The following is a 23,671-nucleotide window of genomic DNA, read 5'->3' as shown; positions in this document are numbered from 1 at the left end:
GTGGGGGAACAACTGTTTTGCCAGTGCGTGCCTGTTGCCTGGCGGGCGCCATCCCCATTCTTGGTGGCACTCCTCCCGCAAGAGATCGCCGCCATGTTGTTCACTCCTCATCATCTGGGCGCACTGACGCTGCCCAACCGCATCGTGATGCCGCCGATGACCCGCTCGCGCTCGTCGGCCGGCAACGTGCCCACTGCCGAAATGGCCACGTATTACGCGCAGCGCGCCAGCGCCGGCCTGATCGTCAGCGAAGGCACCCAGATCAGCCCTCAGGGCCAGGGCTATGCCTGGACCCCGGGCATCCATAGCCCGGACCAGGTGAAGGGCTGGCGCCGGGTGACCGATGCCGTGCACGCTGCCGGCGGTCGCATCTACGCCCAGCTGTGGCATGTCGGCCGGGTCTCGCACGTGGCGCTGCAGCCGGGTGGCGCCGCGCCGGTGTCGTCGTCGGCGTTGTTGGCGGAAGGCGTGAAGGTGTTCGTCGACCCGACCGGGGCAGGTCCCGAAGCCGGGGTGGGCGAAATGATCCAGCATTCGATGCCGCGCGCGCTGCGCGAAGACGAGATTCCGGGCATCGTCGCCGACTACGCCGAGGCGGCACGCAACGCGCTGGACGCAGGCTTCGATGGCGTGGAGTTGCACGGTGCCAATGGCTACCTGATCAACCAGTTCATCGACTCGCAGGCCAACCAGCGCACCGACGGCTATGGCGGCGCGTTGCAGAGCCGCCTGCGGTTCCTGCGCGAGGTGGTGCAGGCGGTGGTTGCGGTGGTCGGTGGTGACCGCGTCGGCGTGCGCCTGGCGCCACTGACCACGTTGCAGGGCGCGGTCGACGATACGCCGCAGGCGACCTATCTGGCCGCCGCGCATCTGCTGGGCGAGCTCGGCGTCGGTTACCTGCACATCGCCGAGGCCGACTGGGACGACGCACCGCTGATGCCGGTGGCGTTCAAGCAGGCGCTGCGCATGGTCTACCCGGGCACGCTGATCTACGCCGGCAAGTACACCGCCGAGCGCGCCGAGCAGGCACTGGCCGAAGGCTGGGCCGACCTGATCGGCTTCGGTCGCCCGTTCATCGCCAACCCGGATCTGCCTGAGCGCCTGCGCCTGGGGGCGGAACTGAATCCGCCGGATCGCGCGACATTCTTCGGTGGCGGGGCGGTCGGCTTCACCGATTACCCGACGCTGGAAGAGAGCGTCGCGGCCTGATCCTGAAGGCTGCCGGCCAGCGGCCGGCACTACCGGGAGGCGAGGGATAGTGCCGGCCGCTGGCCGGCATTCCAGTCAGGCGGCGGGGGTAGTGCCGGCCGCTGGCCGGCGTTCCACTGCCGGATCACGGCTTGTCGCGCACCAGCGCGTCGGCCTCGACCACACCGCCATCCTTTCCATGCAGGTACAGGTGCATGTCCTGCTGCGGGTACGGGATGTTGATGCCGGCCTTGTCAAAGCCCAGCTTGAGCTGCTCCAGCAGCGTGACCTTGGTGCCGAACCAGTCGGCCGACTTCACGTAGCAGCGGATGCCCAAGTTGATCGCGTGCGCCCCCAACTCGTACACCACCACGTCCGGTGCCGGCGTCTGCAGCACGCGCGGGTCCGCCTTCATCAGCGCCAGCGCGGTGTCGCGTGCCAGCTGGATGTTGTCCTCGTAGCCGATGCCGATCACCAGTTCGACGCGGCGGGTCGGCTCGGCGGTCAGGTTGATGATCGGTGCGGCGGTGATCAGCGTGTTCGGAATGGTGGTGTGCTGGTTGTCGGCACCGGTGATGACCGTCTGGAAAATGCGCACTTCGCGCACCGTGCCGGTCTGTCCGGCAACGGTGACCACGTCGCCGACGCGGAACGGCCGCAGTGTCACCAGCATCACGCCCGAGGCGATGTTGGACAGCGAATCCTTCAGGGCAAGGCCAACGGCCAGGCCGGCGGTGCCGAGCACGGCCAGCAGCGGCGTGATCTGCACGCCCAGCGTGCCGATGGCCAGCACCACCACGATCACCAGCGATGCGGCGTACACCACGTTGCGCAGGAAGCTGCCCAGCATCGGGTCCACGCCCATGCGCGCTGTGGCGCGCGGCATCGCGTTGGACAGGCGACGCGCCACCCACAGGCCCACCAGCAGCACCACGATGGCGGCCAGTAACGGCACACCGTAGGTTTCCAGCAGGCGCTCCCAGTTGAGCGAGTGGAACCAGGGCGTTGCGGCGGGGGCGGGGGTGGGAGGTGCGGCGGCGATCATGCGGAAGTCCTTTGTTGCGTAGCGATGTCTGCGTGGGGCAGGGCGTGCGCGGACGCCAGAAACAGCAAGCCCCGCAGAGGCGGGGCTTGCGTGCAGCAGCAGTATGGGCGGACGTCGATGAAAGCGACGTCAGCCCATCACGGCATCAGCCGTTGGCCTTCAGCTTGGCCAGGCGCAGCCATGTATCAACCACGGTATCCGGGTTCAGCGACACCGACTCGATGCCTTCCTGCATCAGCCATTCGGCCAGATCCGGGTGATCGGACGGGCCCTGGCCGCAGATGCCAACGTACTTGCCCTTGGCACGTGCTGCCTTGATCGCCATCGACAGCAGCTTCTTCACTGCCGGGTTCCGTTCGTCGAACAGGTGCGCGACGATCGACGAGTCGCGGTCCAGGCCCAGGCTCAGCTGGGTCAGGTCGTTGGAGCCGATCGAGAAGCCGTCGAAGATCTCCAGGAACTCATCGGCGAGCAGTGCGTTGGACGGCACTTCGCACATCATGATGATCTTCAGGCCGTTCTCGCCCTGCTTCAGGCCGTTCTGTTCCAGCACCTCGACGACCTTGCGGCCTTCTTCCAGGGTGCGCACGAACGGAATCATGACCCACAGGTTGTCCAGGCCCATTTCGTTGCGCACGCGCAGCACTGCCTTGCACTCCAGCGCGAAGGCGGCCGAGAAGCTCGGGTCGACGTAACGGCTGGCGCCGCGGAAGCCGATCATCGGGTTCTCTTCGTGCGGCTCGTAGTTGCTGCCGCCGATCAGGTTGGCGTACTCGTTGGACTTGAAGTCCGACAGGCGCACGATCACCGGGTTCGGTGCAACCGAGGCGGTGAGGGTGGCGATGCCTTCGGCCAGGCGGTCCACGTAGAAGCTGACCGGGTCACCATAGCCGGCGATCTTCTCGTCGATCTTCTTCTTGGTCGCGGCGTCCTGGCGGTCGTATTCCAGCAGCGCGTTCGGATGGATGCCGATGTGGCTGGCAATGATCATTTCCAGGCGGGCCAGGCCGATGCCGGCGTTCGGCAGCTGGCCGAAGTCGAAGGCACGTTCCGGGTTGGCCACGTTCATCATGATCTTCAGCGGGGCCGGCGGCATGTTGCCCAGATCGGTCGTGGTGCGTTCGAAGCCGAGCTTGCCTTCGTAGATGAAGCCGGTATCGCCTTCAGCGCAGCTGACGGTGACCAGCTGGCCATCCTCGATGACCTGGGTGGCGTTGCCCGAACCGACCACGGCTGGCACGCCCAGCTCGCGCGCGATGATCGCGGCGTGGCAGGTGCGGCCACCGCGGTTGGTGACGATGGCCGAGGCGCGCTTCATCACCGGTTCCCAATCGGGATCGGTCATGTCGGCGATCAGCACGTCGCCCGGCTGCACGCGGTTCATGTCGTCCAGCGTCTTCACCACGCGGGCCACGCCCGAACCGATCTTGGCGCCGACGGCACGGCCCTCGGCCAGCACCTTGCCGCCCTTCTCGGTCAGCGCGAAGCGCTCGATCTGGGTGGCGTGGCTGCGCGACTTCACCGTTTCCGGGCGCGCCTGCACGATGAACAGCTTGCCGCTGACACCGTCCTTGGCCCACTCGATGTCCATCGGGCGGCCGTAGTGCTTTTCGATGACCAGCGCCTGCTTGGCCAGTTCCTGCACGTCCTCGTCGCTGATCGAGAAGGTGGCGCGCAGTTCGGCCGGCGTGTCTTCAATACGGACGCGCTCACCGGGGACATCCGAATACACCATCCGGATCGCCTTGCTGCCGAGCGAGCGGCGCAGGATCGCCGGCTTGCCGGCCTGCAGGGTGGGCTTGTAGACGTAGTATTCGTCCGGATTGACCGCGCCCTGCACGACCATCTCGCCCAGGCCGAACGAGGAGGTGACGAACACCACGTCGCGGAAGCCGGACTCGGTGTCCAGGGTGAACAGCACGCCGGAGGAGCCGACGCCCGAACGCACCATCAGCTGCACGCCGGCGGACAGGAACACGTCCTCATGCTTGAAGCCGTGGTGCACGCGGTAGGCGATGGCGCGGTCGTTGTACAGCGAGGCGAACACTTCCTTGACCTTGTGCACGACGTCGTCGGCACCGGTCACGTTGAGGAAGGTTTCCTGCTGGCCGGCGAAGGACGCATCCGGCAGATCCTCGGCGGTGGCAGACGAACGCACGGCCACGGCAACGTCGCCGCCGCCATTCTCGGCGCTCAGCTTGGCGTAGGCGGTGCGGATGTCCTGGTCCAGCTGCGGCTGCAGCGGGGCGTCGATTACCCAGCCGCGGATTTCCTTGCCGGCGGCGGTCAGCGCATTGACGTCCTCGACGTCCAGCGTGGCCAGCCTGTCGAAGATGCGCTTGGACAGGTCGTTGTGCGCGATGAAGTCCTTGAAGGCTTCAGCGGTGGTGGCATAACCGCCCGGCACCGAAACGCCCAGACCGGCCAGGTTGCCGATCATCTCGCCCAGGGACGAATTCTTGCCGCCTACGCGGGCCAGATCGGCCAGACGCAGTTCGTGCAACCACAGGATGTTCTCGTTCAAGCGCGATGCTCCGTTTGGCCATCGCCCGAGGCGGGCTGAGTGGCCGCGTCCGTAGGAAGAAGCCGATATGATGCCGGGCAGAGCACCGTCGGCACAAGCTTGTGCTGGCGGCCTTTTTAAGCTTTGTAGGGGGTAAAAGCGCGCATGTCGACCATCCGTCCGGTGTTCTACGTTTCCGATGGAACCGGTATCACCGCTGAAACCATTGGGCATAGCCTGCTGACCCAGTTCTCCGGGTTCAGCTTCATTACCGATCGGATGTCGTTTGTCGACGACCCTGAAAAAGCGCGTGAAGCCTGCGCCCGGATCCAGGCGGCGGGGGAGCGGTACCAGGTCCGGCCGATCGTGGTGAACTCCTGCGTGGACCAGAGCCTGAGCCTGATCCTGGCCGACAGCGGTGCCCTGATGCTGGATGTGTTCGCGCCGTTCATCGAGCCGCTGGAGCGTGAACTGGCCAGCCCGCGCCTGGCCCGGGTCGGCCAGGCCCACGGCATGGTCGATTTCGACACGTACCACCGCCGCATCAACGCGATGAACTTCGCCCTGACCCATGACGACGGCATCGCGGTGAACTATGACGATGCCGACGTGATCCTGGTGGCGGTGTCGCGCGCCGGCAAGACGCCCACCTGCATCTACCTGGCTCTGCATTACGGAGTGCGCGCGGCCAACTACCCGCTGACCGACGAAGACCTGGAAAGCGACCGCCTGCCGCCGCGCCTGCGCAACTACCGGCGCAAGCTGTTCGGGTTGACCATCGATCCGGACCGCCTGCAGCAGATCCGCCAGGAGCGCCGTCCGAACTCGCGCTACGCGAACCTGGACACCTGCAAGCGCGAGGTGGCCGCGGCCGAGACCATGTTCCGCATGGAGCGGATCCCGACCCTGAGCACCACCCACACCTCGATCGAGGAGATTTCCAGCAAGGTGCTGGCCACATTGGGGCTGCAGCGCGAGCTGTATTGATCCTTTCCGGCGCGCCTCGCTGTGCCCGTAGAGCCGAGCCCACGCTCGGCTGGGCCAGCGGGTTCTGGCCGAAGCGCAGCCGAGCGTGGTCTCGGCCCTGCAGGGGGATCGTCGTCGTCGGGTTGGCTGTGGCTTGAGGCGCCCCCACGTTGAAGCACCAACGTGTAGGATCGACCCATGGCCCGAGCCTTGCCCCGTACCGAACGCATTCCCCGCCTGAGCCGGCTGAGCTGGCTGATGGGCCTGTACGCGGAGAACTACCGCCATCTGGTGCGCCTGTTCGAACCGGCGGGACTGGCGGCGGGCAGCTACATTTCCTCGATCGGCGACGGCCTGGATGTCCGCCTGGACGTGATCGAGTGCCACCGCTATACGGTGGAACTGCGGCTGACCTACGACATTGCCGACCCGGTCACCGGCGAGCCGGATCCCTCGGCCTATGTTCGCCTGTACCGTGACGCGCGCCAGGCCGAGACCACCCATTGCTACGTCGGCCGCCGCTGGCAGGACACCATGGGCCTGTACCCGCCGCCGGCGGAGTTGATCAGTCATCGCATGCGGATGAACACCTTCCTCGGCAAGTGGCTGGAATACCTGGCCGAGCGCGGCCACGGCGTCGCAACGCTGCGCCGTGACCCCGATGGCGCCGGTGCGCCTGCCGAGCGCCGCCTGTCGCTCGTGCGCTGATCGGCCATAATCCAGGGCTGACCTGCCGCTGGATGCCGCCCCATGCCGTACACCCCGATCGTCGCCACTCTGGGCTATGTGCTGTCGCCCGATCGTCGCCAGGTGCTGATGATCCATCGCAATACGCGCCCCGGTGACCATCACCTCGGCAAGTACAACGGCCTGGGTGGCAAGATCGAAGCGGACGAGGACGTGGCGGCCAGCATGCGCCGCGAGATTGCCGAGGAAGCCGGCATCGACTGCACCGGCATGCGCCTGCGCGGCACTCTCAGCTGGCCCGGTTTCGGCAAGCACGGCGAAGACTGGCTGGGCTTCGTGTTCGTCATCGACAGCTTCGAAGGTACCCCGCACGGCGGCAACCACGAAGGCACGCTGGAGTGGGTAGATCTGGACAAGCTGGACACGCTGCCGATGTGGGAAGGCGACCGCAACTTCCTGCCGCTGGTGTTCGACGCCGACCCGCGCCCGTTCCACGGCGTGATGCCGTACAAGGACGGGCGCATGGTCAGTTGGTCCTACAGCCGGCTGTGACCCGGTGAATCGGGGAGGTGCCAACCATTCCGGGGAGTGCCAATCTGGGTTGGCACGCTCTTTTGGTCGATTAATACCCGGGCAATATTGACAGCCATAAATTACCCGGGCAATATTCGCGCATCACCTCTGATGCCATTGCCATGCCTGCGTCCCGACTCCCTCCTTTCAGTTGTTTCGACGGCCATCGCCTCGTTGCCTGCGGCAGCCCGGAAGTGGCGGCACTGGCGCTCAAGCGGCTGCGCGCCGACAACGCTGCCGGACCATTGCTGGTGTTCGACAACGCCACCGGTCGCACCCGCGATTTCGATACGCGCGGCAGTGACGAGGAACTGCTGGCGCGGGTAACCGAAGCGTTTCCCCCCTCTGACGAGGCGGATGCCGAAATCACTGCCGAAGACGCTGCGACCCCGCGTGGCCGTGGCCGCCCCAAGCTGGGCGTGGTCGCCCGTGAAGTGACCTTGCTGCCGCGCCATTGGGCCTGGCTGGCCGAGCAGCCGGGCGGCGCCTCGGTGGCATTGCGAAAACTGGTGGAGACGGCCAGCCGCGCCGGTGCGGACAAGGACCGCCGGCGTCGCGATGCCGAACGCGCCTATCACTTCCTGCAGACCATCGTCGGCGACCTGCCGGGCTTCGAGGAGGTCATCCGCGTGCTGTTCGCGCACGACCGTGCGGGCCTGGAAGCGGTGCTGCATTCCTGGCCCAGGGATGTGCGCGACCACGCCCTGCGTCTGGCGTTCGACAGCGCTGACGGCTGATCCATCGCGCCGTCGTTGAACGGCGGCGCCACCTGATCGCGGGCCACGGCCCGGTCCCCTGTGCTTGCTTTGCTGGTGGAAACGCCGGGCAGGGCAGCGCCTTGCCCAGAGAACCCCATGAACTCCCCTGTACATCCCACGCCCCTGGTCGCGCCGCCTCTGTGGCGCACCTACCTGGCCCTGCTGCTGCCGATGCTGCTGACCAATGCGCTGCAGCTGGCCGCAGGCACGCTGGACAACATCTACCTCGGCCATCTGCTCGGTACCCAGGCGGTGGCCGTGGCCGCTGCGTTCTTCCCGGTCTTCTTCCTGCTGCTGGCCCTGGTGATGGGCCTGGCGACCGGCGCGATGGTTCTGATCGGGCACGCCTGGGGCGCGGGTCGGCCGCAGCAGGTGCGCGCGGTGGCTGGCAGTGCGGTGGCGCTGATCCTTGTGCTGTCGGTGCTGGTGATGGCTCTGGGGAGCGGTTTCGCACCACAGCTTCTGATGTCACTGGGTACACCGGCACCGATCCTCGGTGAGTCCATCGTCTACGCGCGCGTGCTGCTGCTGGCGGCGCCGGCGTTCTTCCTGCTGTGGTTGGCCACTGCCGTGAGCCGCGCGGTAGGCGATGCGAAGACGCCGCTGCATGCGCTGCTGCTGGCCACGGCGGTTGGCCTGCTGTGTACGCCGCTGCTGATTCTGGGCTGGGCCGGCCTGCCGCGGCTGGGATCGGCCAGTGCGGCGGTGTCGGCGGCGTTTGCCTCGCTGTTGGCCCTGGGCTGGCTGCTGTTGCGTTGGCATCGGACAGGACATCCCCTGGCACCGGGCCATGAGTTGTTGCATGCCATTCGTTTCGATGGCGCGATCATCCGATCGATGCTGCGCATCGGCATACCCTCCTCGCTGCAGATGCTCAGCCTGGCCGTCGCCGAAATCGTGTTGCTGGACTGGATCAACCGCTATGGCTACACGGCCACGGCCGCCTACGGTGCGGTCAACCAGCTGATGAACTGGGTGCAGTTGCCGGCAATGTCGTTGGGGATCACCGCCACCATCCTCGCGGCGCATGCGATGGGCGCCGGGCGTACAGCACGGCTGCCGGCCATCGCCCGGACGGGTGTGCTGGTGGCGCTGGCGACGCTGAGCGTGGTGGTGGTGCTGGTTGTGGCGCTGGCGCGCGGGCTGACCGGGCTGATCCTGGCGGCAGCCGACGTGCGCGAGCTGGCTGCGTTGCAGCTGCGCATTGTGGTGTGGGGCGTGCTGGCGATGGGAATCAGCGCGGTGCTTGTCGGGGTGATGCGCGGCAGCGGCACGGTATGGTTGCCAGCGTTGCTGGGTATGGCAGCGGTGCTGCTGGTGGAACTGCCGCTGGCGATGTGGATGCAGGCGCAGCACGGGCTGGCCGGCGTGTGGTGGGCGTGGCCGCTGGGGTTGCTGGCCATGCTGGTGATGCAGGTGTTGTGCTTCGCGCGTTGGCGGCGGGTGCAGGCTCGGTAGTTGCCTGCCGCCGTCCGGCACCCCGGAATGGGAGGGGCAGCCGGCCAGCGGCCGGCTCTACCACTTCAGCGCCGCTGCGCCAGCAGCAGGCGGAAGCATCCGGCATCATCATCGTCCGTCACCAGGAATCGGACGTGGCGGCGGGCCCGCCGGTGACCATAGCGCCGACCTCGCGGCTTGGGAAGTAGGGAAACCCCGCGTCAGGGTGATGAGGAAATGTCCACCGTCGCAGTCGGTGAGATCTGGTTGTCCACAGGGGGTGTGGATTACGCGTGGGCAACTTTGTGGATAAGCCGCGACAGGCGCCACCCCCCTAGGCTGTCAAGATGGGTGGCGAAAAATTCACCGTCGGTGAGGGTGGGTGAGGGGGCGGTGAAGGTGGGACCGGCCGGCGCTGTCGCCAGCGGCGGCGCTCGCGGTAACCTGTGGGCCTTGATGCTCCGTGAGTTCCCATGAAACGTCACTTCTCGATGCTGCGCGAATTCCAGCTGGCCGACTGGTTCACCCTGGCCAATGCATTCTGCGGCACCGGTGCGGTCTTCGCCGCGATGCGCTTCCTGCAGGATGGCGAGCGCGGCTACCTGCTGTTTGGCATGGCGCTGATCCCGTTGGCCTTCATCTTCGACGCCCTTGATGGGCGCATCGCGCGCTGGCGCAAGTCCAGCTCCACCCTCGGCCGCGAGCTGGACTCGCTGTCCGACGTGATCTCCTTCGGGGTGGCCCCAGCGGCGCTGGCCTATGCCTGCGGCATGCAGGGTGGCTGGGACTGGCTGGTGCTGAGCTACTTCGTCTGCTGCGGCGTCAGCCGCCTGGCACGCTACAACGTCACTGCCGAGGCAATGACCGGCGATGAGGGCAAGGTCACGTATTTCGAGGGCACCCCGATCCCGACCAGCCTGGTGCTGGTGATCGTACTGGCGATCGCCGCCGGCACCGATGCCATCGGCCAGAACATCTGGTTCGGCCAGTGGCAGATCGGACCGTGGCAGCTGCACCCGATGGTGCTGTTGTTCGCCCTGTCCGGGTCGCTGATGATCAGCAAGACCCTGCGTATCCCCAAGCCATGAGCCAGCCCTGCGGAGGCCTGCGATGACCAGCTCGGCCCACGATGCCGGCAGCAGCGATTTCGAGACGCTGGCCCGGCAGTACTTCGGCGCCTGGGGTGATGCTCTGCGCCATGCGGGCGCGCCCGCAGCACCTGCCGGTGACGACCCCGGCAGCTGGCAACGGTTGTTTGACTGGTGGGGCCAATTGCTGCCCGAACAGGCGCCCGGCGCGCCGGAAGATGCCATGCGCCGGTTCCGCGAACAGGCGGGCAGCTGGTACGGCACCATGCAGGAGGTCGCCGCTCGGTTTGCCGGCCGCGACGCCAGCAGTGCCGACGTGGCCCAGGCCTGGCGTGAGGCGGTGCAGGGGCAGGGCGACGGCATGCTGCAATGGATGCTGCAGGGTGCCCGCGGCAGCACCCACGCCGGTGCCGCAGTACCTGAATTCGCCGCATGGCTGCAGCAGTTCCAGTTGCAGGCGGGCCCGTGGCTGCAGAGCCCGGCATTCGGCCCCGGCCGCGAGCACCAGGCGCGCTGGCAGGCCCTGCTGCGTGCGCAGGAAGAATACCAGCAGCATTCGCGCGCCTATGTCGACCAGATCAAGCGGGCATTGGACGAGGCATTTGCGCTGTTCGAGCAGCGCCTGGCCGAGCACGAACAGCCGGGCAGCCAGCTGACCAGCGCCCGCGCGATGTTCGACCTGTGGATCGAAGTGGCCGAGGAGGCCTACGCCAAGGTCGCCATGTCCGAACCGTTCCAGCAGGTGTACGCCTCGCTGGGCAACGCGCAGATGCGTCTGCGCGCCGGCCTGCAGCGCGAGGTGGAACAGATGAGTGAACGTATCGGCCTGCCGACCCGCAGCGAGATGGATGCCGCACACCGCCGCATCGCCGAGCTGGAGCGCAGCCTGCGCCGGCTGCAGGCACAAGTGGCGGTGCTGGCTGGAACCGCTGCGGTCGATCCGGTGGCGCAGCCGACGCCGGCGAAGGTGAAGCCAGCCGCCCGCAAGGCCGCGAAGAGGGCCGCGCCGGCAAAGAAGGTGGCTGCCAAAAAGTCCGAATCTCGCACCACCTCACGGGCACGTGACCGATGAAGGGACCGCTGGGCTTCAACGCCGATGACCTGATGCAGGAGACCCTGGCCATGCAGCGCAAGCTGATGGAAGGGCTGAAGCTGCTGCCGCAGGTGGAAGACGTTGACTATGGCGTGACTGCCCGCGAGGAAGTGTGGCGCGACGGCAAGGTGGTGCTCTACCGCTTCGTCGGCGAACAGGCGCCGACCCGGCGCACGCCGCTGCTGATCGTCTACGCGCTGGTCAACCGGCCGTACATGGTCGACCTGCAGGCCGACCGCTCGCTGGTGCAGAAGTTGTTGGCGCTTGGGCAGGATGTGTACGTGCTGGACTGGGGCTACCCGGATCGCTCGGAGCGCTTCCAGACGCTGGAGGACTATCTGCTGCGCTATATCGATGGTGCGGTGGATGCACTGCGCGTGCGCAGTGGCGGCCCGATCGACCTGCTCGGCATCTGCCAGGGCGGTGTGTTCGCGCTGTGCTATGCCGCGCTGCGCCGGGAGAAGCTGGGCAAGCTGATCACCATGGTCACCCCGGTCGATTTCCAGACGGCCGACAACATGCTCTCGCACTGGGCGCGGCAGGTGGACGTGGATCTGCTGGTGGATACGCTGGGCAACATCCCGGCTGACCTGATGAATGCCAGCTACCTGATGCTCAAGCCATTCCGCCTGAACGTGCAGAAGTACGTCGGTCTGCTCGATATCCTCGACGACAAGGCGGCGCTGGAGGATTTCCTGCGCATGGAAAAATGGATCTTCGATTCGCCGGACCTGGCGGGCGAGGCGTTCCGTGACTTCATCAAGCAGTTCTACCAGGGCAACGGCCTGGTGAACGGTACGGTGCGGATCGGCGAGGAAGCCGTGGATCTGTCGCAGGTGACCTTGCCGGTGCTGAACATCTATGCCGAGCAGGACCATCTGGTACCGCCGGACGCCTCGCGCGCGATGCGTGGGCGCCTGGGCACGGACGACTACACAGAGTCCAGTTTCCGCGGTGGCCACATTGGTATCTATGTGTCCGGCCGCGCCCAGCGCGAAGTGCCGGCCACGATCGATGGCTGGTTGAAGGCGCGTGACCTGTAGAGTCGAGCCATGCTCGATTGACCTGGGGGGATGATGACGTACCGGATTTCGTTGATTCTTGCGGCACTGCTGGCAGCACAATTTGCCCACGCCGCACCCAGTGCCGATGCACGCCGGGAGATCGCCCAGCTGATTTCCAGCCTGGACGGCTCGCAGTGCCGTTTCCAGCGCAATGGCAGCTGGTACGACGGCGGCGATGCGCGCGCTCATCTGCAGCGCAAGTACGACTACCTGCTGAAGAAGGACATGGTGGACAGCGCCGAGCAGTTCATCGAGCGCGCCGCCAGCCAGAGCAGCATGAGCGGGAAGCCTTACCGCATCCAGTGCCCGGGGCAGCCTGAACAGACCGCGGCCGCCTGGTTCGGTGCGCGCCTGCAGGCGCTGCGTCTCCGCACGCCGTAGACACGGAGGCGGTGTAGAGTCGCGGCGTGCTCGACTGATTCTGCCCGCAAGCCGAGGAGACACCGCCGTGAACACCACGCCCAAGACGCTGTCGCGTTCATTGAACGACCGCATGATTGCCGGCGTGATGGGCGGCATTGCCCATCGCTTCGGCTGGAACCCCACCCTGGTGCGGATCGTGTTCGTGCTGGTATCGATCGGCTCGGCCGCCTTCCCCGGCATTCTGATCTACCTGATCCTGTGGCTGCTGATTCCGAACGAGGCGGATTGAACACCGCCGCTCGATCCTGGCCGCTCTGGCTGCGCGCGCTGCAGATGCTGGGCGCCGCATGGACGCTGCCCAACACACTGATCGGCCTGATCGGCGGCCTGGCCGGCATGCTTGGCGGCGCGACGCTGCGATGGAGCGGGCGGGACTGCGCCGTGGTGTTCGATCACTGGCCGTGGGGGCCGGGCGGTGCGATCACCCTGGGCAACGTGATCCTGCATACCGGCCATGACCTCGGCATCTGTTGCCGGACCTATGCGCATCAGGCGGGGTGGGGCGTGGAGCCGCTGATTCGGCTGGACGACCACGAGCGCGCGCACGTTTACCAGTACATGGTGCTGGGGCCGTTGTACCTGCCGGTGTACCTGCTGTGTGGTGGGGTGAGTGCACGCAATCCGTTCGAACGCGCGGCCGATCATTTCGCCCGGTTCGGGCGTGGTTGGTGGCCGTAGTTTCCAGCCAACGGCGCGGCCCCTCGTGGGTGGTCGCGGAATGCCCGCTTCCTGGGGCTGGCCGGGTGGGTGGGGCTGGCGGGGACGCCGTGCTTCGCGGACTGGCCTGAAAGCAGCCGAGCATGGGCTCGGCTCTACAAAAAGTGAGCCGGCCAGGCCGCTTTTGCTCTGGTCTTCTTTTTTCTTTTCCATGGCTGGACGTGCCCGAAAACTGTCGGGGGTCGGTCGGGGTGGGTTCGCGGGACCGATGGCGCCATGAATGGCGCCATCGAGCCCCCATGGACGGGTTTTACGGCGTGTCCTGCGAATCCACCTCGACCGACCCGCTCACATGAAGCGCATTTCGCGACCAAGCCACAAGGGGCTGCGCCGTTGGCGGAGATCCCCCACCGATTCGTTAGCCGGAGGTTAAAGATCCGTAAGCATTCTGCTGCGATCCCGCAGTCATCTGCATGCAACCGATCGTCATTAGCCTTCGTGACGTTCCAGTCAGGTTCGACGCGGTAAGCTCTCCCTCGATGAGCTCGCAGCATCGCTCATCGAGCGCAGTACGCAGTAGCAATTTGGAGGAAGACATCACATGGCAATCGTTCTTTATGTCGGTGGTAGCAAGGATGGCGAGAAGGGCGTGGTGCCCTACGGCTTCAGCAAATCCCGCGCCGACACCGCGCTGGGGCCGGAGTTCTACACGGAGCGGTTCATGGAACTGCAGGGTGTCGGCAAGGTCCGCCTGATGGCCTTGGAAGGCATGCGTGACGACATCGTCATGCAGCGCGCCGCCCGCCACTACCGCTGACCGTCGCAACACGCGGCAGGGCGCGCCCACCATCGCGCGCCCGCGCCGGCATCCCAGCCCCGGGCCAGTCCGAGCCCGCTCTTTGCCAGGATGCCGGCGTCCAATCCGGCTTCGCCGCTGAACCTCGCCCCCTGTCAATGCCTTGTCCGGCTCCGTCGCGGATTGCCAGAATGGGGGCTTCCCGAAACGCGGCACAGACCTGAAGCAATGCACGACGCCAAGAACGCCCAGAGCGCGCTCGCCCAGCAGATCGCCCAGACCATCGCCGACGAAATCGGTGCCCAGTCCGCCCAGGTACGCGCCGCCGTCGGCCTGCTCGACGAAGGCGCCAGCGTTCCGTTCATCGCGCGCTACCGCAAGGAAGTGACCGGTGGCCTGGACGACACCCAGCTGCGCAACCTGGAAACCCGGCTGACCTACCTGCGCGAGCTGGAGGACCGTCGCGCGGCGGTGCTGGCCAGCATCGGCGAGCAGGGCAAGCTCAGTGACGAGCTGCGCAATGACATCCTGGCCGCCGATACCAAGAGCCGGCTGGAAGACCTGTACCTGCCGTACAAGCCCAAGCGCCGCACCCGTGCGCAGATCGCCCGCGAGGCCGGCCTGGAGCCGTTGGCCGATGGCCTGCTGGCCGACCCGACGCAGGACCCGCAGACGTTCGCGGCCACCTTCGTCGACGCCGACAAGGGCGTGGCCGACGCCAAGTCCGCGTTGGAAGGCGCGCGCGCGATCCTGATGGAGCGCTGGGGCGAAGACGCCGCGCTGGTCGGTGAACTGCGCACCTGGCTGGGCGAGACCGGCGTGATCCGTGCCCGCGTCGCCGAGGGCAAGGAAACCGAGGGCGCCAAGTACCGCGACTACTTCGAGCATGCCGAGGCGCTGGCGAAGATTCCGTCGCATCGCTTGCTGGCACTGTTCCGTGCGCGCCGCGAGGAGATCCTGTTCCTGGAACTGGAGCCGGGCAGCGATGCCGAGGCTGGCCATCAGTACGCCGAAGGACGCGTGGCGCGCAAGGCCGGCATCGCCGACCAGGGCCGTGCCGCCGACCGCTGGCTGCTGGATGCGTGCCGGCTGACCTGGCGTGCCAAGCTGCACACCCATCTGCTGCTGGACCTGTTCAACCAGGCCCGCGAAAAGGCCGAAGCCGAAGCCATCGCGGTGTTCGGCGACAACCTGAAGGACCTGTTGCTGGCGGCACCCGCCGGCCCGAAGACCGTGCTCGGAATGGACCCGGGCATCCGCACCGGCTGCAAGATCGCCGTGGTCGATGCCACCGGCAAGCTGGTCGCCACCGACACCATCTACCCGCACGAGCCGCGTCGCCAGTGGGAGCAGTCGCTGCAGACGATCAAGCAGCTGTGCGCCAAGCACAACGTGGAACTGATCGCGATCGGCAACGGCACTGCCAGCCGCGAAACCGACAAGCTGGCCGGTGAAGCGATCAAGGCCGCTGCCAACCCGAAGCTGCAGAAGATAGTGGTCAGCGAGGCCGGGGCGTCGGTGTACTCGGCGTCCGAGTTCGCGGCCAGGGAGTTCCCGGAGCTGGACGTGTCGCTACGTGGGGCGGTGTCGATCGCCCGCCGCCTGCAGGACCCGCTGGCCGAACTGGTGAAGATCGAACCCAAGGCGATCGGTGTCGGCCAGTACCAGCACGATGTGGATCAGTACCGCCTGGCGCGCGCGCTGGATGCCCGCGTGGAGGACTGCGTGAACGCGGTGGGCGTGTACGTGAACACCGCTTCGGCTGCACTGTTGTCGCGGGTGTCCGGCCTGTCGGCCACGGTGGCCGAGAACATCGTGCGCCACCGTGATGCGAACGGCCCGTTCAAGCGCCGCAAGGACCTGCTGAAGGTCGCGCGCCTGGGCGAGAAGACCTTTGAACAGTGCGCGGGCTTCCTGCGCATTGCCGACGGTGATGAACCGCTGGATGCTTCGGCGGTACACCCGGAAGCCTACCCGGTGGTCGAGCGCATCGTTGCCAGCACCGCGCGCCCGATCAAGGCGCTGATCGGTGATGGCAGCTTCCTGCGCGGCCTGAAGGCCGAGCAGTTCACCGATGCCACCTTCGGCGTGCCGACCGTGCGTGACATCCTCAAGGAACTGGAGAAGCCGGGCCGAGACCCACGCCCCGAGTTCAAGGCGGCACGATTCGCCGAGGGCGTCGAGGACATCAAGGACCTGCGCGAGGGCATGGTGCTCGAGGGTGTGGTCAGCAACGTGGCGGCCTTCGGTGCCTTCGTCGATATCGGTGTGCACCAGGATGGCCTGATCCACACCTCGGCACTTTCCGATACGTTCGTGAAGGACCCGCGCGACGTGGTCAAGGCCGGCGATATCGTCAAGGTGAAGGTGCTGGAGGTGGACGTGGCGCGCAAGCGCATCGCCCTGACCCGGCGCCTGGACGATACCCCCGGGCAAGCCACCAGCCGCCCGGGACAGCGTGATGAGCGCGGCCATGGGCAGGGTCCGCGCCGCGATGCAGGCGGCCAGAACCGCGGGCTGAACCGGGGTCAAGGCAATGGTGGCCGTCCCGCCGCGTCCGCGCCCCCGGCCAACAACGCCCTGGCCGAGGCCTTCGCGCGCGCCAAGCGCAGTTGAGGACCGCGTTCCCCGTCACACTTGATTCGTGGCGAGGGACTTGTCGATTTTCCCCGTGATTGCGCACACTTGCGCTTGAGGGGAGGCGTCCGGCCACCCCGCTGTTGCTGGGGAGGGCCATGACGCCAGCACGACCCGCCATCTTCGTTGCAGACCGCAGCGTTCCGCTGCGGTCGGCGCCTGCCCGTGCCGGCAGGGGACCGGATTGATGCCGGGCCAGGGCACCCACGGCAATGGACTGCTGGAGCGCCGCCTGCAGGAGCTGGCGGAAGAGCGTCGCCGCCTGGCGATGATCATCGACGGTACCGCCGCGGGAACCTGGGAATGGAACGTGCAGACCGGCGAGATGCGGGTCAACGCGCGCTGGGCTGAGATCGTCGGCTACCGCCTGGAAGAGCTGCAACCCATCTGCCAGAAGACGTTCCTGAAGCTGGTCCATCCCGATGACATCGCGCTGTCCGATGCGGCGCTGGATGAGCATTTCGAAGGCCGCAGCGACAACTACGCCTGCCTGCTGCGCATGCGCCACAAGAACGGGCAGTGGATCTGGATCCAGGACCGCGGGCGGGTCTTCGAATGGGATGGGCAGGGCAAGCCGCTGTGGATGGCCGGCGCGCATGCTGATGTCACCGAGCTGCAGCAGGCGAGGCAGGACGCGGCCGAGACCCGGCAACGCCTGCAGGCCGTGGTCGATGCGTCCGATGAGGTAGCGGTGATCGCCACCGATACCGATGGCACCATCACCCTGTTCAACACGGGTGCGGAGCGCCTGCTGGGCTACAGCGCAGCGGAGGTGGTCGGCCAGCGCCGGCTCGATGCGTTCCACGATCCGGAGGAACTGAAAGCCTGGCTGGAGCCGCTGGCCGATGCCGAGGGCAACCTTCCCGACGTGTTCGAAGCGCTCAGTGCTCGCGCTGACGGGCAGACCTACTCGCGGCAGTGGACGTTGCTGCGCAAGGAGGGCCTGCCACGCCAGGTGCGCCTGTCGATCAGCCGCATGGAAGGTGCCGATGGCGCACGCATCGGCTACGTCGGCATGGCCATCGACATCACCGAGATCCTGCAGGCACGGGCTGAGGCGCGGCTGTCGGCGGAGAAGTTCGCCGGTGCATTCACGTCGGCGGCGTTGGGCATGGCGCTGGTGTCGCTGGAGGGGCGTTGGCTGGACGTCAATGATGCGCTGTGCCGGATCCTGGGTTACCCGCGCGAAGAGCTGCTGCAGGTCGACTTCCAGCGCCTGACCCATCCCGATGACCTGCAGACCGACCTGGCCCTGGTGCAGGACCTGCTGGCCGGACGGCGCAGCCATTACCACCTTGAAAAGCGCTATCTCGACCGCGACGGCCGCATCATCTGGGCGCGGCTGTCAGTGTCGCTGGTGCGCAGCGAGCATGGCCAGCCACTGCATTTCGTGTCGCAGATCCAGGACATCACCGCCCAGCGCAGCAGTGAGCAACGCCTGTTCGAGAGCGAACAGCGCAGTCGCATCACCCTGGATGCGGTGGCCGACCTGGTGCTCAGCGTCAACCTTGACGGCCGCATCGACTATGCCAACGCGGCCGCGGTACGCACCCTGGCCGGTGATGGCGCGCTGTCGCTGGCCGGGCACAGGGTGCAGGACGTGCTGGCGCTGACCACCGAGTACGCGCCCGGCTCGGTGCTGGATGTGCAGGTACTCCTGGACCCGGAAAGCAACGCGGTGGACCTGCATGCCGACCTGCTGCTGCGCCTGGGCACGGCAACGGTGCCGGTGGATCTGACGCGGGCCTGGCTGCGCGATGACGAAGGCCATGTGCGCGGCGCGGTGTGGGTGCTGCGCGACGACACCCAGCAGCGGGCGCGGCAGCGCGAAGCCCGCCACCTGGCCGAGATCGATCCACTCACCGAACTGAGCAACCGCCGCGGTTTCGAGGTGCACCTGCAGCAGGCGATCACCCGCGTCGAGCGCACCGGGCAGGCCGCCTCGCTGATGTACATCGATCTGGACCGCTTCAAGCCGGTCAACGACACCTGGGGCCACCTGGCCGGCGATGCCGTGCTGTGGGCGGTGGCCAGTGTGCTGCGACATGGTGTGCGTGATTCGGACGTGGTGGCGCGGCTGGGCGGCGACGAGTTCGCGGTGATCCTGTCCGGGTGTACGCCGCGTCGTGCCGCACGGATCGGCGGTGAGCTCCTGCAGACCCTGTCAGCGCTGTCCATTCCATGGGATCAGCACCGGCTGCGGGTCGGTGCCAGCATCGGCATCGCGCCCCTGGCGGGGGGCATGAGCGTGGACCAGGCGGTGGCCGCTGCCGATGCACAGTGCTACCGGGCCAAGGCGCTGGGGCGCAACAACGTGCAGGTGCAGGGCGAGCTGTCGGGGCTTCCAGGCGACGATGCCGATGCCGCCCAGGACTGATCTCAGCCTGTGAGAGGACGCGCGCGAATACTGCGCGCATCTCCACTCAAGCAGGTGAACCCATGAATGCCTGGAACCCGGTTGCGGTGCGCATGTTCATTCCGGCCCTGATCGGCTGGTGCCTGGCGCTGGCCACCTGCCTGCGCGCCGAACAGCTGCGCGGCGACCCGTACGCGCAGGCGTTGTTGCCCGTGCTGCAGCAAGGCGCGGTCGCGCTGCTGGTCCTGAGCCTGGCGTGCACGGTTGCAGCCTGCCTGTTGCTGTGGCGGCATGGCCGCAGCGTCGGCGGGCGTCTCGCTTCCGGCACTACACCCGTGCGGCGTCCATCAGCAGGGCCCGGCACGGTGCGCGCTGGAACGCGTTGATCTGAGGCACCAGACGCTGGAAGTGCTCGCTGGCGCAATGGATATCCAGTGCGTCGCGGTCCGGCCATTGCTCGATGAAGACGAAATGCCCGGGGTCCCTCTGGTCGACGAACAGTTCATAGCCGAGGCAGAGCGGCTCTCGCTGCGTGCATGCGACCAGCTCGCGGTACAGGGGAAGCACGGTATCCACGGCATCGGGATGGATGAAATCCTCGGCGATCACTTTCAGCATGTCGGCACCTGCAGACGGGCCTTGCAGGATAGTGCCAGCGCATGGCCGGCACCTATCCTGGTCAACGCAATACTGCGTCCGTACTGACCAGCTGCACGTCGTGCATCTGATTGAGGTAGGCCTCGTAGTAGCCCTTGTGCGAGGCACCGACGATGGCCAGCATTCGGCTGCCAGGGTGCAGGCCCAGCACGTCACGGATGTTGGCGACCATGCGCAGGTTGCGGGTTTCCCAGTAACCGACATACATCCGGCCGAACGCCTTGGAGGACGGCTCGACGAGCGTCGCGCCGAAGTCGCTCTGGTACGCTGCCATCGCTGCCGCCGGGCTGTTGTAATCCCGATACAGCGCCATGACGCCACCGGGCTTGTCCAGATTGGCCACGAGGCGTTCATCGGCCTCCCGTCGCGCCCGCAAGTACGTATTGTTCCAGGCACCGGTGATGGCTGCACTGGCCGCCGCCTTATCCTCCGCCGGTGTGGGAGAATCGGCCGTGTGGTCGTCCACGGCCCACAGCCGTTCATGCCCGAGGCGGGCGGCAACGACGGCGGCGATCAGGCTGGTTTCATTGCGGCGGACCAGGCCTTTGCCGAGGATCTCGACCAGGGCCGGCGTCAGCCCATCGCCGGCTTTGCGCTCGGACGCAGGCAGGCGCAGCCATTGCACCTGCGCCGAGCCGCGTTCGCCCGCAGCCAGGAACAATGCGGCGAGCCGACGACGCTGGGCGGGCGTCGGCTCGTCCGGCCAGGTCGCAAGCAGGCGCTCGGCCTGGGCGTTCGCTGAAGGCACGTCCAGGCCGGTGGCAGCCTGCGCAGCGGTGGTGTCGAAGCAGTAGGTGGCCACGCTCTCCGCATAGCGTTCCGGGTAGCGACGCATGGAATCGCACTGGAGGCCGGACAGGTCTTCGGTGGCGATCAGCCCGGGCTTCCAGGCGACCAGTCGCTGCAGCAACGGTTCAAGCAAGGCGGGCTGGAAGGACTTGGGCAGGCCGGACAGGTGGGCGGTGCCCAGTACCAGTACCTCGTTCGGTCGCCCTGCAGGCGGCCCCTTCAGCTGGTCCGGCTGGAAGGCGGGCCGATAGGTGGCATCGGCAGCGAGGGCGCCGGTACTGCACAGGCCCAGGATCAGGAAGCTGGCCAAGCGTGGGAACATGCGATCTCCGTGTCAGTGAGCGTCCTGCGGTTCGCTGCATGCTGGCCATTTTCACCTGCCATGGAATCGCCCGTTGGTCATGCAAACCTTTTGGGCTTGAACTGCATCGGCGTGCCGGGCAAGGCTATGCCCAGTGACGGCGGCAACGCGCGATATGTTCCGTGACGACACCCCGTGCCCCGCCGAGCGTGAGCAGAATGTGAAGTACATCGCGATTGTCTACCGCGTCCCTGCAGCCGCATCTGAAGTTGCGACGGACGTCGCGTAATCCGGCTAAAGCCACCGATCGCCTCGCCGATACTCCCTCTGGATCCCGCTCCAGTCACCCGCCGCAGGGCCCCAGGCCGTCCCCGATGGGCGGCCCGCGCTGTGTGTTCCGCCGCTCCCAGATGCCGATCGCACCCGCAGCAGACGTTCGTGGCAGTCGCTCGAGAGGTGCCGGTTGGCACCTGTAGTCCCTGGCACCTGAAGTTGCCGCCGGGCATCCCGCCCGTCGGGTCGCAACCGCTTACCGGACACCGAGGATCAGACAATGCTCATTCCAGGCTTCACGGCGGGCGCGCAGGCGCCGGCCGAGCTGCATACCCGTTGGTCGCCGTGGCGTGCCCTGCTGGGCGCGCTGGCTCCCCAGCACCGCACCGGCGCCGAGGCCGTGTCCGATGGCCGTGCCGAGCTGGAAGCCCAGGTCGCGGCGCTGCACCGGGTCCAGGCGGTCATCGAGTTCGCCCTCGATGGCACCATCCTGCAGGCCAATGACAACTTCCTGCAGGCGATGGGCTACCGGCTGGAGGAGATCCAGGGAAAGCATCATTCCCTGTTCGTCGATCCCGAGCAGGCGCGCAGCGCCGAGTACCGCGAGTTCTGGGCGCGGCTGGGGCGTGGCGAATATGACGCTGGCCAGTACCGGCGCTTCGGCAAGGGCCAGCGCGAGATCTGGATCCAGGCCTCGTACAACCCGGTGCTGGACCGGCAGGGGCGGCCTTACAAGGTGGTCAAGTTCGCCACCGACATCACTGCGCAGAAGCTGCAGGCAGCCGACTCGGCCGGGCAGCTGGCGGCGATCGACAAGTCGCAGGCGGTGATCGAGTTCGGCATGGACGGCCGCATCCTTTCGGCCAACGACAACTTCCTGGCCGCCACCGGCTACAGCCTGGACGACGTGCGTGGCCAGCACCACTCGCTGTTCGTCGAGCCCGAGTATCGTGGCAGTGCCGAGTATCGCCAGTTCTGGGAGAAGCTCGGCCGTGGCGAATACGATGCCGGCCAGTACCGGCGCCTCGGCAAGGGCGGGCGCGAGGTCTGGATCCAGGCGTCCTACAACCCGATCCTGGATCTCAACGGAAAGCCGTTCAAGGTGGTCAAGTACGCCACCGACATCACCGCGCAGGTGCATGAGAACCAGGCCATGCAACGTGCCGTGGCGCAGACCCGTGAAGTGGTGGCGGCCGCGAAGGAGGGCGACCTGACCCGGCGCGTGGCCACTGCCGACAAGAACGGGCCGATCGCCGAGCTGTGCGAAGGCGTGAATTCGTTGGTGGAGGCGAAGGCCGCGATCATCGCCCAGATCAAGTTCGCCGCCGACACCATCGCCGTCGGTGCCACCGAGATCGCGCAGGGCAACAGCGATCTGTCGCAGCGCACCGAGCAGCAGGCCGCGTCGCTGGAGGAGACCGCGGTGTCGATGAAGGGCCTGGCCGAGACCGTGCAGCGCACCGCGACCAACGCACGGCAGGCCAGTCAGCTGGCCGGTGGTGCTGCTGATGTCGCTGCCCGCGGTGGCAACGTGGTGCACGAAGTGGTCGAGACCATGGCCGTGATCAACGCGTCCTCGCGGCGCATCGTCGACATCATCGGCGTGATCGACGGCATTGCTTTCCAGACCAACATCCTTGCGTTGAACGCGGCGGTGGAAGCAGCGCGTGCGGGCGAACACGGGCGTGGCTTCGCCGTGGTCGCCACCGAGATCCGCGAACTGTCGCAGCGCTCGGCCAGTGCCGCGAAGGAGATCAAGCAGCTGATCGATGCGTCGGTGGCCAATGTCGGCGCCGGTACCGCGCAGGTTGAGAGCGCCGGACGCACCATGGACGAGATCGTGCTCAACGTGCGCCGGGTCAGTGACCTGATGTCCGAGATCAGCACGGCCGCACAGCAGCAGAGCGACGACATCCAGCAGATGAACCACGCTGTCGATCTGATCGACCAGGGCACCCAGCAGAACGCTGCGCTGGTCGAGGAAGCCTCGGCCGCGGCGCGCAGCATGGAGGAGCAGTCAGCGCAGCTTCTGCAGACCGTGGCCAGCTTCCGCGTGCAGGGTGGGGCGGGGCACCTGCATGGCGCGGCGGTGCTGCGCGCGGTCTAGGCCCGGCGGTCGGAGTGCTGTTCCCCGGCCTTGTGGGTCGGCCTGCTCATGCGCGGCCTGCCAGGCTACGCCGATGCTGATGGTCACATGGGCCTCAGCGGCGGGCAGGGCGGCGATGAATTCCTCGCCGCCGTCGCGGGCCAGCAGGTCATCACTGCGTTGCGGGCAGCCGTCGAGGATCGCGGCGACCGCCTGCAGGTTGTTGGCGTCCCCAGCGCCCAGCGCTGATCGGATGCGTCAGGCAGATGGCGGGCGATCTGCAGCGCCATCGCC

General features: G+C 67.0%; 21 protein-coding genes and 1 pseudogene. 17 read left to right on the top strand and 5 right to left on the bottom strand.

From position 1 onward, the window contains the following. Nucleotides 1–93: 93 nt before the first annotated feature. Nucleotides 94–1,209 (top strand): alkene reductase, encoded by a 1,116-nt coding sequence (locus ACM0PK_RS15360; protein WP_414607640.1) that lies wholly within the window; start codon nucleotides 94–96, stop codon nucleotides 1,207–1,209. Nucleotides 1,210–1,333: 124 nt separating this feature from the next. Here ACM0PK_RS15360 and ACM0PK_RS15355 read toward each other — a convergent pair whose 3' ends face one another. Beyond that, nucleotides 1,334–2,233: a mechanosensitive ion channel family protein gene (locus tag ACM0PK_RS15355; RefSeq protein ID WP_414607639.1), complete on the bottom strand. Its 900-nt coding sequence runs from the start codon at nucleotides 2,231–2,233 to the stop codon at nucleotides 1,334–1,336. 145 nt (nucleotides 2,234–2,378) lie between these two features. Continuing rightward, nucleotides 2,379–4,757: a phosphoenolpyruvate synthase gene (gene ppsA / locus ACM0PK_RS15350; RefSeq protein WP_414607638.1), complete on the bottom strand. Its 2,379-nt coding sequence runs from the start codon at nucleotides 4,755–4,757 to the stop codon at nucleotides 2,379–2,381. A gap of 144 nt (nucleotides 4,758–4,901) precedes the next feature. On the opposite strand from ppsA, the gene ppsR reads away from it, so the two are divergent. From ppsR to ACM0PK_RS15275, 15 genes are all read left to right on the top strand, one after another. Continuing rightward, entirely contained in the window at nucleotides 4,902–5,723 is an 822-nt protein-coding gene (gene ppsR, locus ACM0PK_RS15345) for a posphoenolpyruvate synthetase regulatory kinase/phosphorylase PpsR (RefSeq protein WP_005417170.1), read from the top strand. Between the two features lie 177 nt (nucleotides 5,724–5,900). Further along, nucleotides 5,901–6,410, top strand: a complete 510-nt coding sequence (locus tag ACM0PK_RS15340) for a DUF1249 domain-containing protein (protein WP_032954273.1) — start codon at nucleotides 5,901–5,903, stop codon at nucleotides 6,408–6,410. A 42-nt stretch (nucleotides 6,411–6,452) separates the two neighbouring features. After that, a complete protein-coding gene (locus ACM0PK_RS15335) occupies nucleotides 6,453–6,941 on the top strand; it encodes an NUDIX hydrolase (protein ID WP_005417168.1) in 489 nt (162 codons plus the stop codon). A 143-nt stretch (nucleotides 6,942–7,084) separates the two neighbouring features. Next, nucleotides 7,085–7,699: a DUF2239 family protein gene (locus ACM0PK_RS15330; RefSeq protein ID WP_414607637.1), complete on the top strand. Its 615-nt coding sequence runs from the start codon at nucleotides 7,085–7,087 to the stop codon at nucleotides 7,697–7,699. Between the two features lie 117 nt (nucleotides 7,700–7,816). Continuing rightward, nucleotides 7,817–9,178: an MATE family efflux transporter gene (locus ACM0PK_RS15325; RefSeq protein ID WP_414607636.1), complete on the top strand. Its 1,362-nt coding sequence runs from the start codon at nucleotides 7,817–7,819 to the stop codon at nucleotides 9,176–9,178. A 452-nt stretch (nucleotides 9,179–9,630) separates the two neighbouring features. Beyond that, nucleotides 9,631–10,245 (top strand): CDP-alcohol phosphatidyltransferase family protein, encoded by a 615-nt coding sequence (locus ACM0PK_RS15320; RefSeq protein WP_019660264.1) that lies wholly within the window; start codon nucleotides 9,631–9,633, stop codon nucleotides 10,243–10,245. A gap of 22 nt (nucleotides 10,246–10,267) precedes the next feature. After that, a complete protein-coding gene (phaE, locus tag ACM0PK_RS15315) occupies nucleotides 10,268–11,317 on the top strand; it encodes a class III poly(R)-hydroxyalkanoic acid synthase subunit PhaE (protein ID WP_227837012.1) in 1,050 nt (349 codons plus the stop codon). After that, nucleotides 11,314–12,381, top strand: coding sequence for a class III poly(R)-hydroxyalkanoic acid synthase subunit PhaC (phaC, locus tag ACM0PK_RS15310; protein ID WP_005417157.1), 1,068 nt, complete (start codon nucleotides 11,314–11,316; stop codon nucleotides 12,379–12,381). Before phaE ends, phaC begins: the two co-directional genes overlap by 4 nt. Nucleotides 12,382–12,414: 33 nt before the next feature. Then, complete coding sequence (locus tag ACM0PK_RS15305; RefSeq protein WP_032954276.1) at nucleotides 12,415–12,783, top strand: YfeK family protein; 369 nt, start codon at nucleotides 12,415–12,417, stop codon at nucleotides 12,781–12,783. A 112-nt stretch (nucleotides 12,784–12,895) separates the two neighbouring features. After that, a complete protein-coding gene (locus ACM0PK_RS15300) occupies nucleotides 12,896–13,054 on the top strand; it encodes a PspC domain-containing protein (RefSeq protein ID WP_194430536.1) in 159 nt (52 codons plus the stop codon). Between the two features lie 44 nt (nucleotides 13,055–13,098). Further along, on the top strand, nucleotides 13,099–13,503 hold the full coding sequence (locus ACM0PK_RS15295; protein WP_088123871.1) for a hypothetical protein: 405 nt from the start codon (nucleotides 13,099–13,101) through the stop codon (nucleotides 13,501–13,503). Between the two features lie 580 nt (nucleotides 13,504–14,083). After that, entirely contained in the window at nucleotides 14,084–14,299 is a 216-nt protein-coding gene (locus ACM0PK_RS15290) for a hypothetical protein (RefSeq protein ID WP_005417149.1), read from the top strand. 207 nt (nucleotides 14,300–14,506) lie between these two features. Continuing rightward, the gene (locus ACM0PK_RS15285) at nucleotides 14,507–16,894 is read left to right on the top strand and encodes a Tex family protein (protein ID WP_414607635.1); all 2,388 of its coding nucleotides are present in this window, start codon (nucleotides 14,507–14,509) and stop codon (nucleotides 16,892–16,894) included. A 208-nt stretch (nucleotides 16,895–17,102) separates the two neighbouring features. Beyond that, nucleotides 17,103–19,292: a PAS domain S-box protein gene (locus ACM0PK_RS15280; protein ID WP_065178518.1), complete on the top strand. Its 2,190-nt coding sequence runs from the start codon at nucleotides 17,103–17,105 to the stop codon at nucleotides 19,290–19,292. A 62-nt stretch (nucleotides 19,293–19,354) separates the two neighbouring features. Further along, nucleotides 19,355–19,657 (top strand): hypothetical protein, encoded by a 303-nt coding sequence (locus tag ACM0PK_RS15275; protein ID WP_032954271.1) that lies wholly within the window; start codon nucleotides 19,355–19,357, stop codon nucleotides 19,655–19,657. On the opposite strand, the gene ACM0PK_RS15270 is transcribed toward ACM0PK_RS15275, so the two are convergent. Together ACM0PK_RS15270 and ACM0PK_RS15265 are read right to left on the bottom strand one after the other, a co-directional pair. Continuing rightward, nucleotides 19,599–19,889, bottom strand: a complete 291-nt coding sequence (locus tag ACM0PK_RS15270) for a putative quinol monooxygenase (RefSeq protein WP_414607634.1) — start codon at nucleotides 19,887–19,889, stop codon at nucleotides 19,599–19,601. The genes ACM0PK_RS15275 and ACM0PK_RS15270 overlap by 59 nt on opposite strands. 61 nt (nucleotides 19,890–19,950) lie before the next feature. Then, on the bottom strand, nucleotides 19,951–21,039 hold the full coding sequence (locus ACM0PK_RS15265; RefSeq protein ID WP_065178517.1) for a DUF5694 domain-containing protein: 1,089 nt from the start codon (nucleotides 21,037–21,039) through the stop codon (nucleotides 19,951–19,953). A gap of 532 nt (nucleotides 21,040–21,571) precedes the next feature. Here ACM0PK_RS15265 and ACM0PK_RS15260 point away from each other — a divergent pair. Then, nucleotides 21,572–23,398, top strand: a complete 1,827-nt coding sequence (locus tag ACM0PK_RS15260; protein ID WP_414607633.1) for a methyl-accepting chemotaxis protein — start codon at nucleotides 21,572–21,574, stop codon at nucleotides 23,396–23,398. On the opposite strand, the pseudogene ACM0PK_RS15255 reads toward ACM0PK_RS15260, so the two are convergent. Further along, a pseudogene (locus ACM0PK_RS15255) lies at nucleotides 23,309–23,596 on the bottom strand (hypothetical protein); the annotation flags it as partial. The gene ACM0PK_RS15260 and the pseudogene ACM0PK_RS15255 overlap by 90 nt on opposite strands. Nucleotides 23,597–23,671 lie beyond the last annotated feature (75 nt).

Origin of the sequence: Stenotrophomonas sp. FR010, from assembly GCF_047520755.2 — a bacterium.
GTDB classification, from domain to species: domain Bacteria; phylum Pseudomonadota; class Gammaproteobacteria; order Xanthomonadales; family Xanthomonadaceae; genus Stenotrophomonas; species Stenotrophomonas sepilia.
This window is presented reverse-complemented; position numbering and strand designations above follow the sequence as displayed.

What these genes read in the sequence shown, in the direction of transcription:
- ACM0PK_RS15275 (WP_032954271.1), top strand. Translation starts at nt 19,355, where the DNA reads ATGAATGCCTGGAACCCGGTTGCGGTGCGCATGTTCATTCCGGCCCTG.
- ACM0PK_RS15285 (WP_414607635.1), top strand. Translation starts at nt 14,507, where the DNA reads ATGCACGACGCCAAGAACGCCCAGAGCGCGCTCGCCCAGCAGATCGCC.
- ACM0PK_RS15325 (WP_414607636.1), top strand. Translation starts at nt 7,817, where the DNA reads ATGAACTCCCCTGTACATCCCACGCCCCTGGTCGCGCCGCCTCTGTGG.
- ACM0PK_RS15290 (WP_005417149.1), top strand. Translation starts at nt 14,084, where the DNA reads ATGGCAATCGTTCTTTATGTCGGTGGTAGCAAGGATGGCGAGAAGGGC.
- ACM0PK_RS15360 (WP_414607640.1), top strand. Translation starts at nt 94, where the DNA reads ATGTTGTTCACTCCTCATCATCTGGGCGCACTGACGCTGCCCAACCGC.
- ACM0PK_RS15340 (WP_032954273.1), top strand. Translation starts at nt 5,901, where the DNA reads ATGGCCCGAGCCTTGCCCCGTACCGAACGCATTCCCCGCCTGAGCCGG.
- ACM0PK_RS15265 (WP_065178517.1), bottom strand. Translation starts at nt 21,039, where the DNA reads ATGTTCCCACGCTTGGCCAGCTTCCTGATCCTGGGCCTGTGCAGTACC.
- ACM0PK_RS15355 (WP_414607639.1), bottom strand. Translation starts at nt 2,233, where the DNA reads ATGATCGCCGCCGCACCTCCCACCCCCGCCCCCGCCGCAACGCCCTGG.
- ACM0PK_RS15330 (WP_414607637.1), top strand. Translation starts at nt 7,085, where the DNA reads ATGCCTGCGTCCCGACTCCCTCCTTTCAGTTGTTTCGACGGCCATCGC.
- phaE (WP_227837012.1), top strand. Translation starts at nt 10,268, where the DNA reads ATGACCAGCTCGGCCCACGATGCCGGCAGCAGCGATTTCGAGACGCTG.
- ACM0PK_RS15300 (WP_194430536.1), top strand. Translation starts at nt 12,896, where the DNA reads ATGATTGCCGGCGTGATGGGCGGCATTGCCCATCGCTTCGGCTGGAAC.
- ACM0PK_RS15335 (WP_005417168.1), top strand. Translation starts at nt 6,453, where the DNA reads ATGCCGTACACCCCGATCGTCGCCACTCTGGGCTATGTGCTGTCGCCC.
- ACM0PK_RS15280 (WP_065178518.1), top strand. Translation starts at nt 17,103, where the DNA reads ATGCCGGGCCAGGGCACCCACGGCAATGGACTGCTGGAGCGCCGCCTG.
- ACM0PK_RS15320 (WP_019660264.1), top strand. Translation starts at nt 9,631, where the DNA reads ATGAAACGTCACTTCTCGATGCTGCGCGAATTCCAGCTGGCCGACTGG.
- ACM0PK_RS15305 (WP_032954276.1), top strand. Translation starts at nt 12,415, where the DNA reads ATGACGTACCGGATTTCGTTGATTCTTGCGGCACTGCTGGCAGCACAA.
- phaC (WP_005417157.1), top strand. Translation starts at nt 11,314, where the DNA reads ATGAAGGGACCGCTGGGCTTCAACGCCGATGACCTGATGCAGGAGACC.
- ACM0PK_RS15260 (WP_414607633.1), top strand. Translation starts at nt 21,572, where the DNA reads ATGCTCATTCCAGGCTTCACGGCGGGCGCGCAGGCGCCGGCCGAGCTG.
- ACM0PK_RS15270 (WP_414607634.1), bottom strand. Translation starts at nt 19,889, where the DNA reads ATGCTGAAAGTGATCGCCGAGGATTTCATCCATCCCGATGCCGTGGAT.
- ACM0PK_RS15295 (WP_088123871.1), top strand. Translation starts at nt 13,099, where the DNA reads ATGCTGGGCGCCGCATGGACGCTGCCCAACACACTGATCGGCCTGATC.
- ppsR (WP_005417170.1), top strand. Translation starts at nt 4,902, where the DNA reads ATGTCGACCATCCGTCCGGTGTTCTACGTTTCCGATGGAACCGGTATC.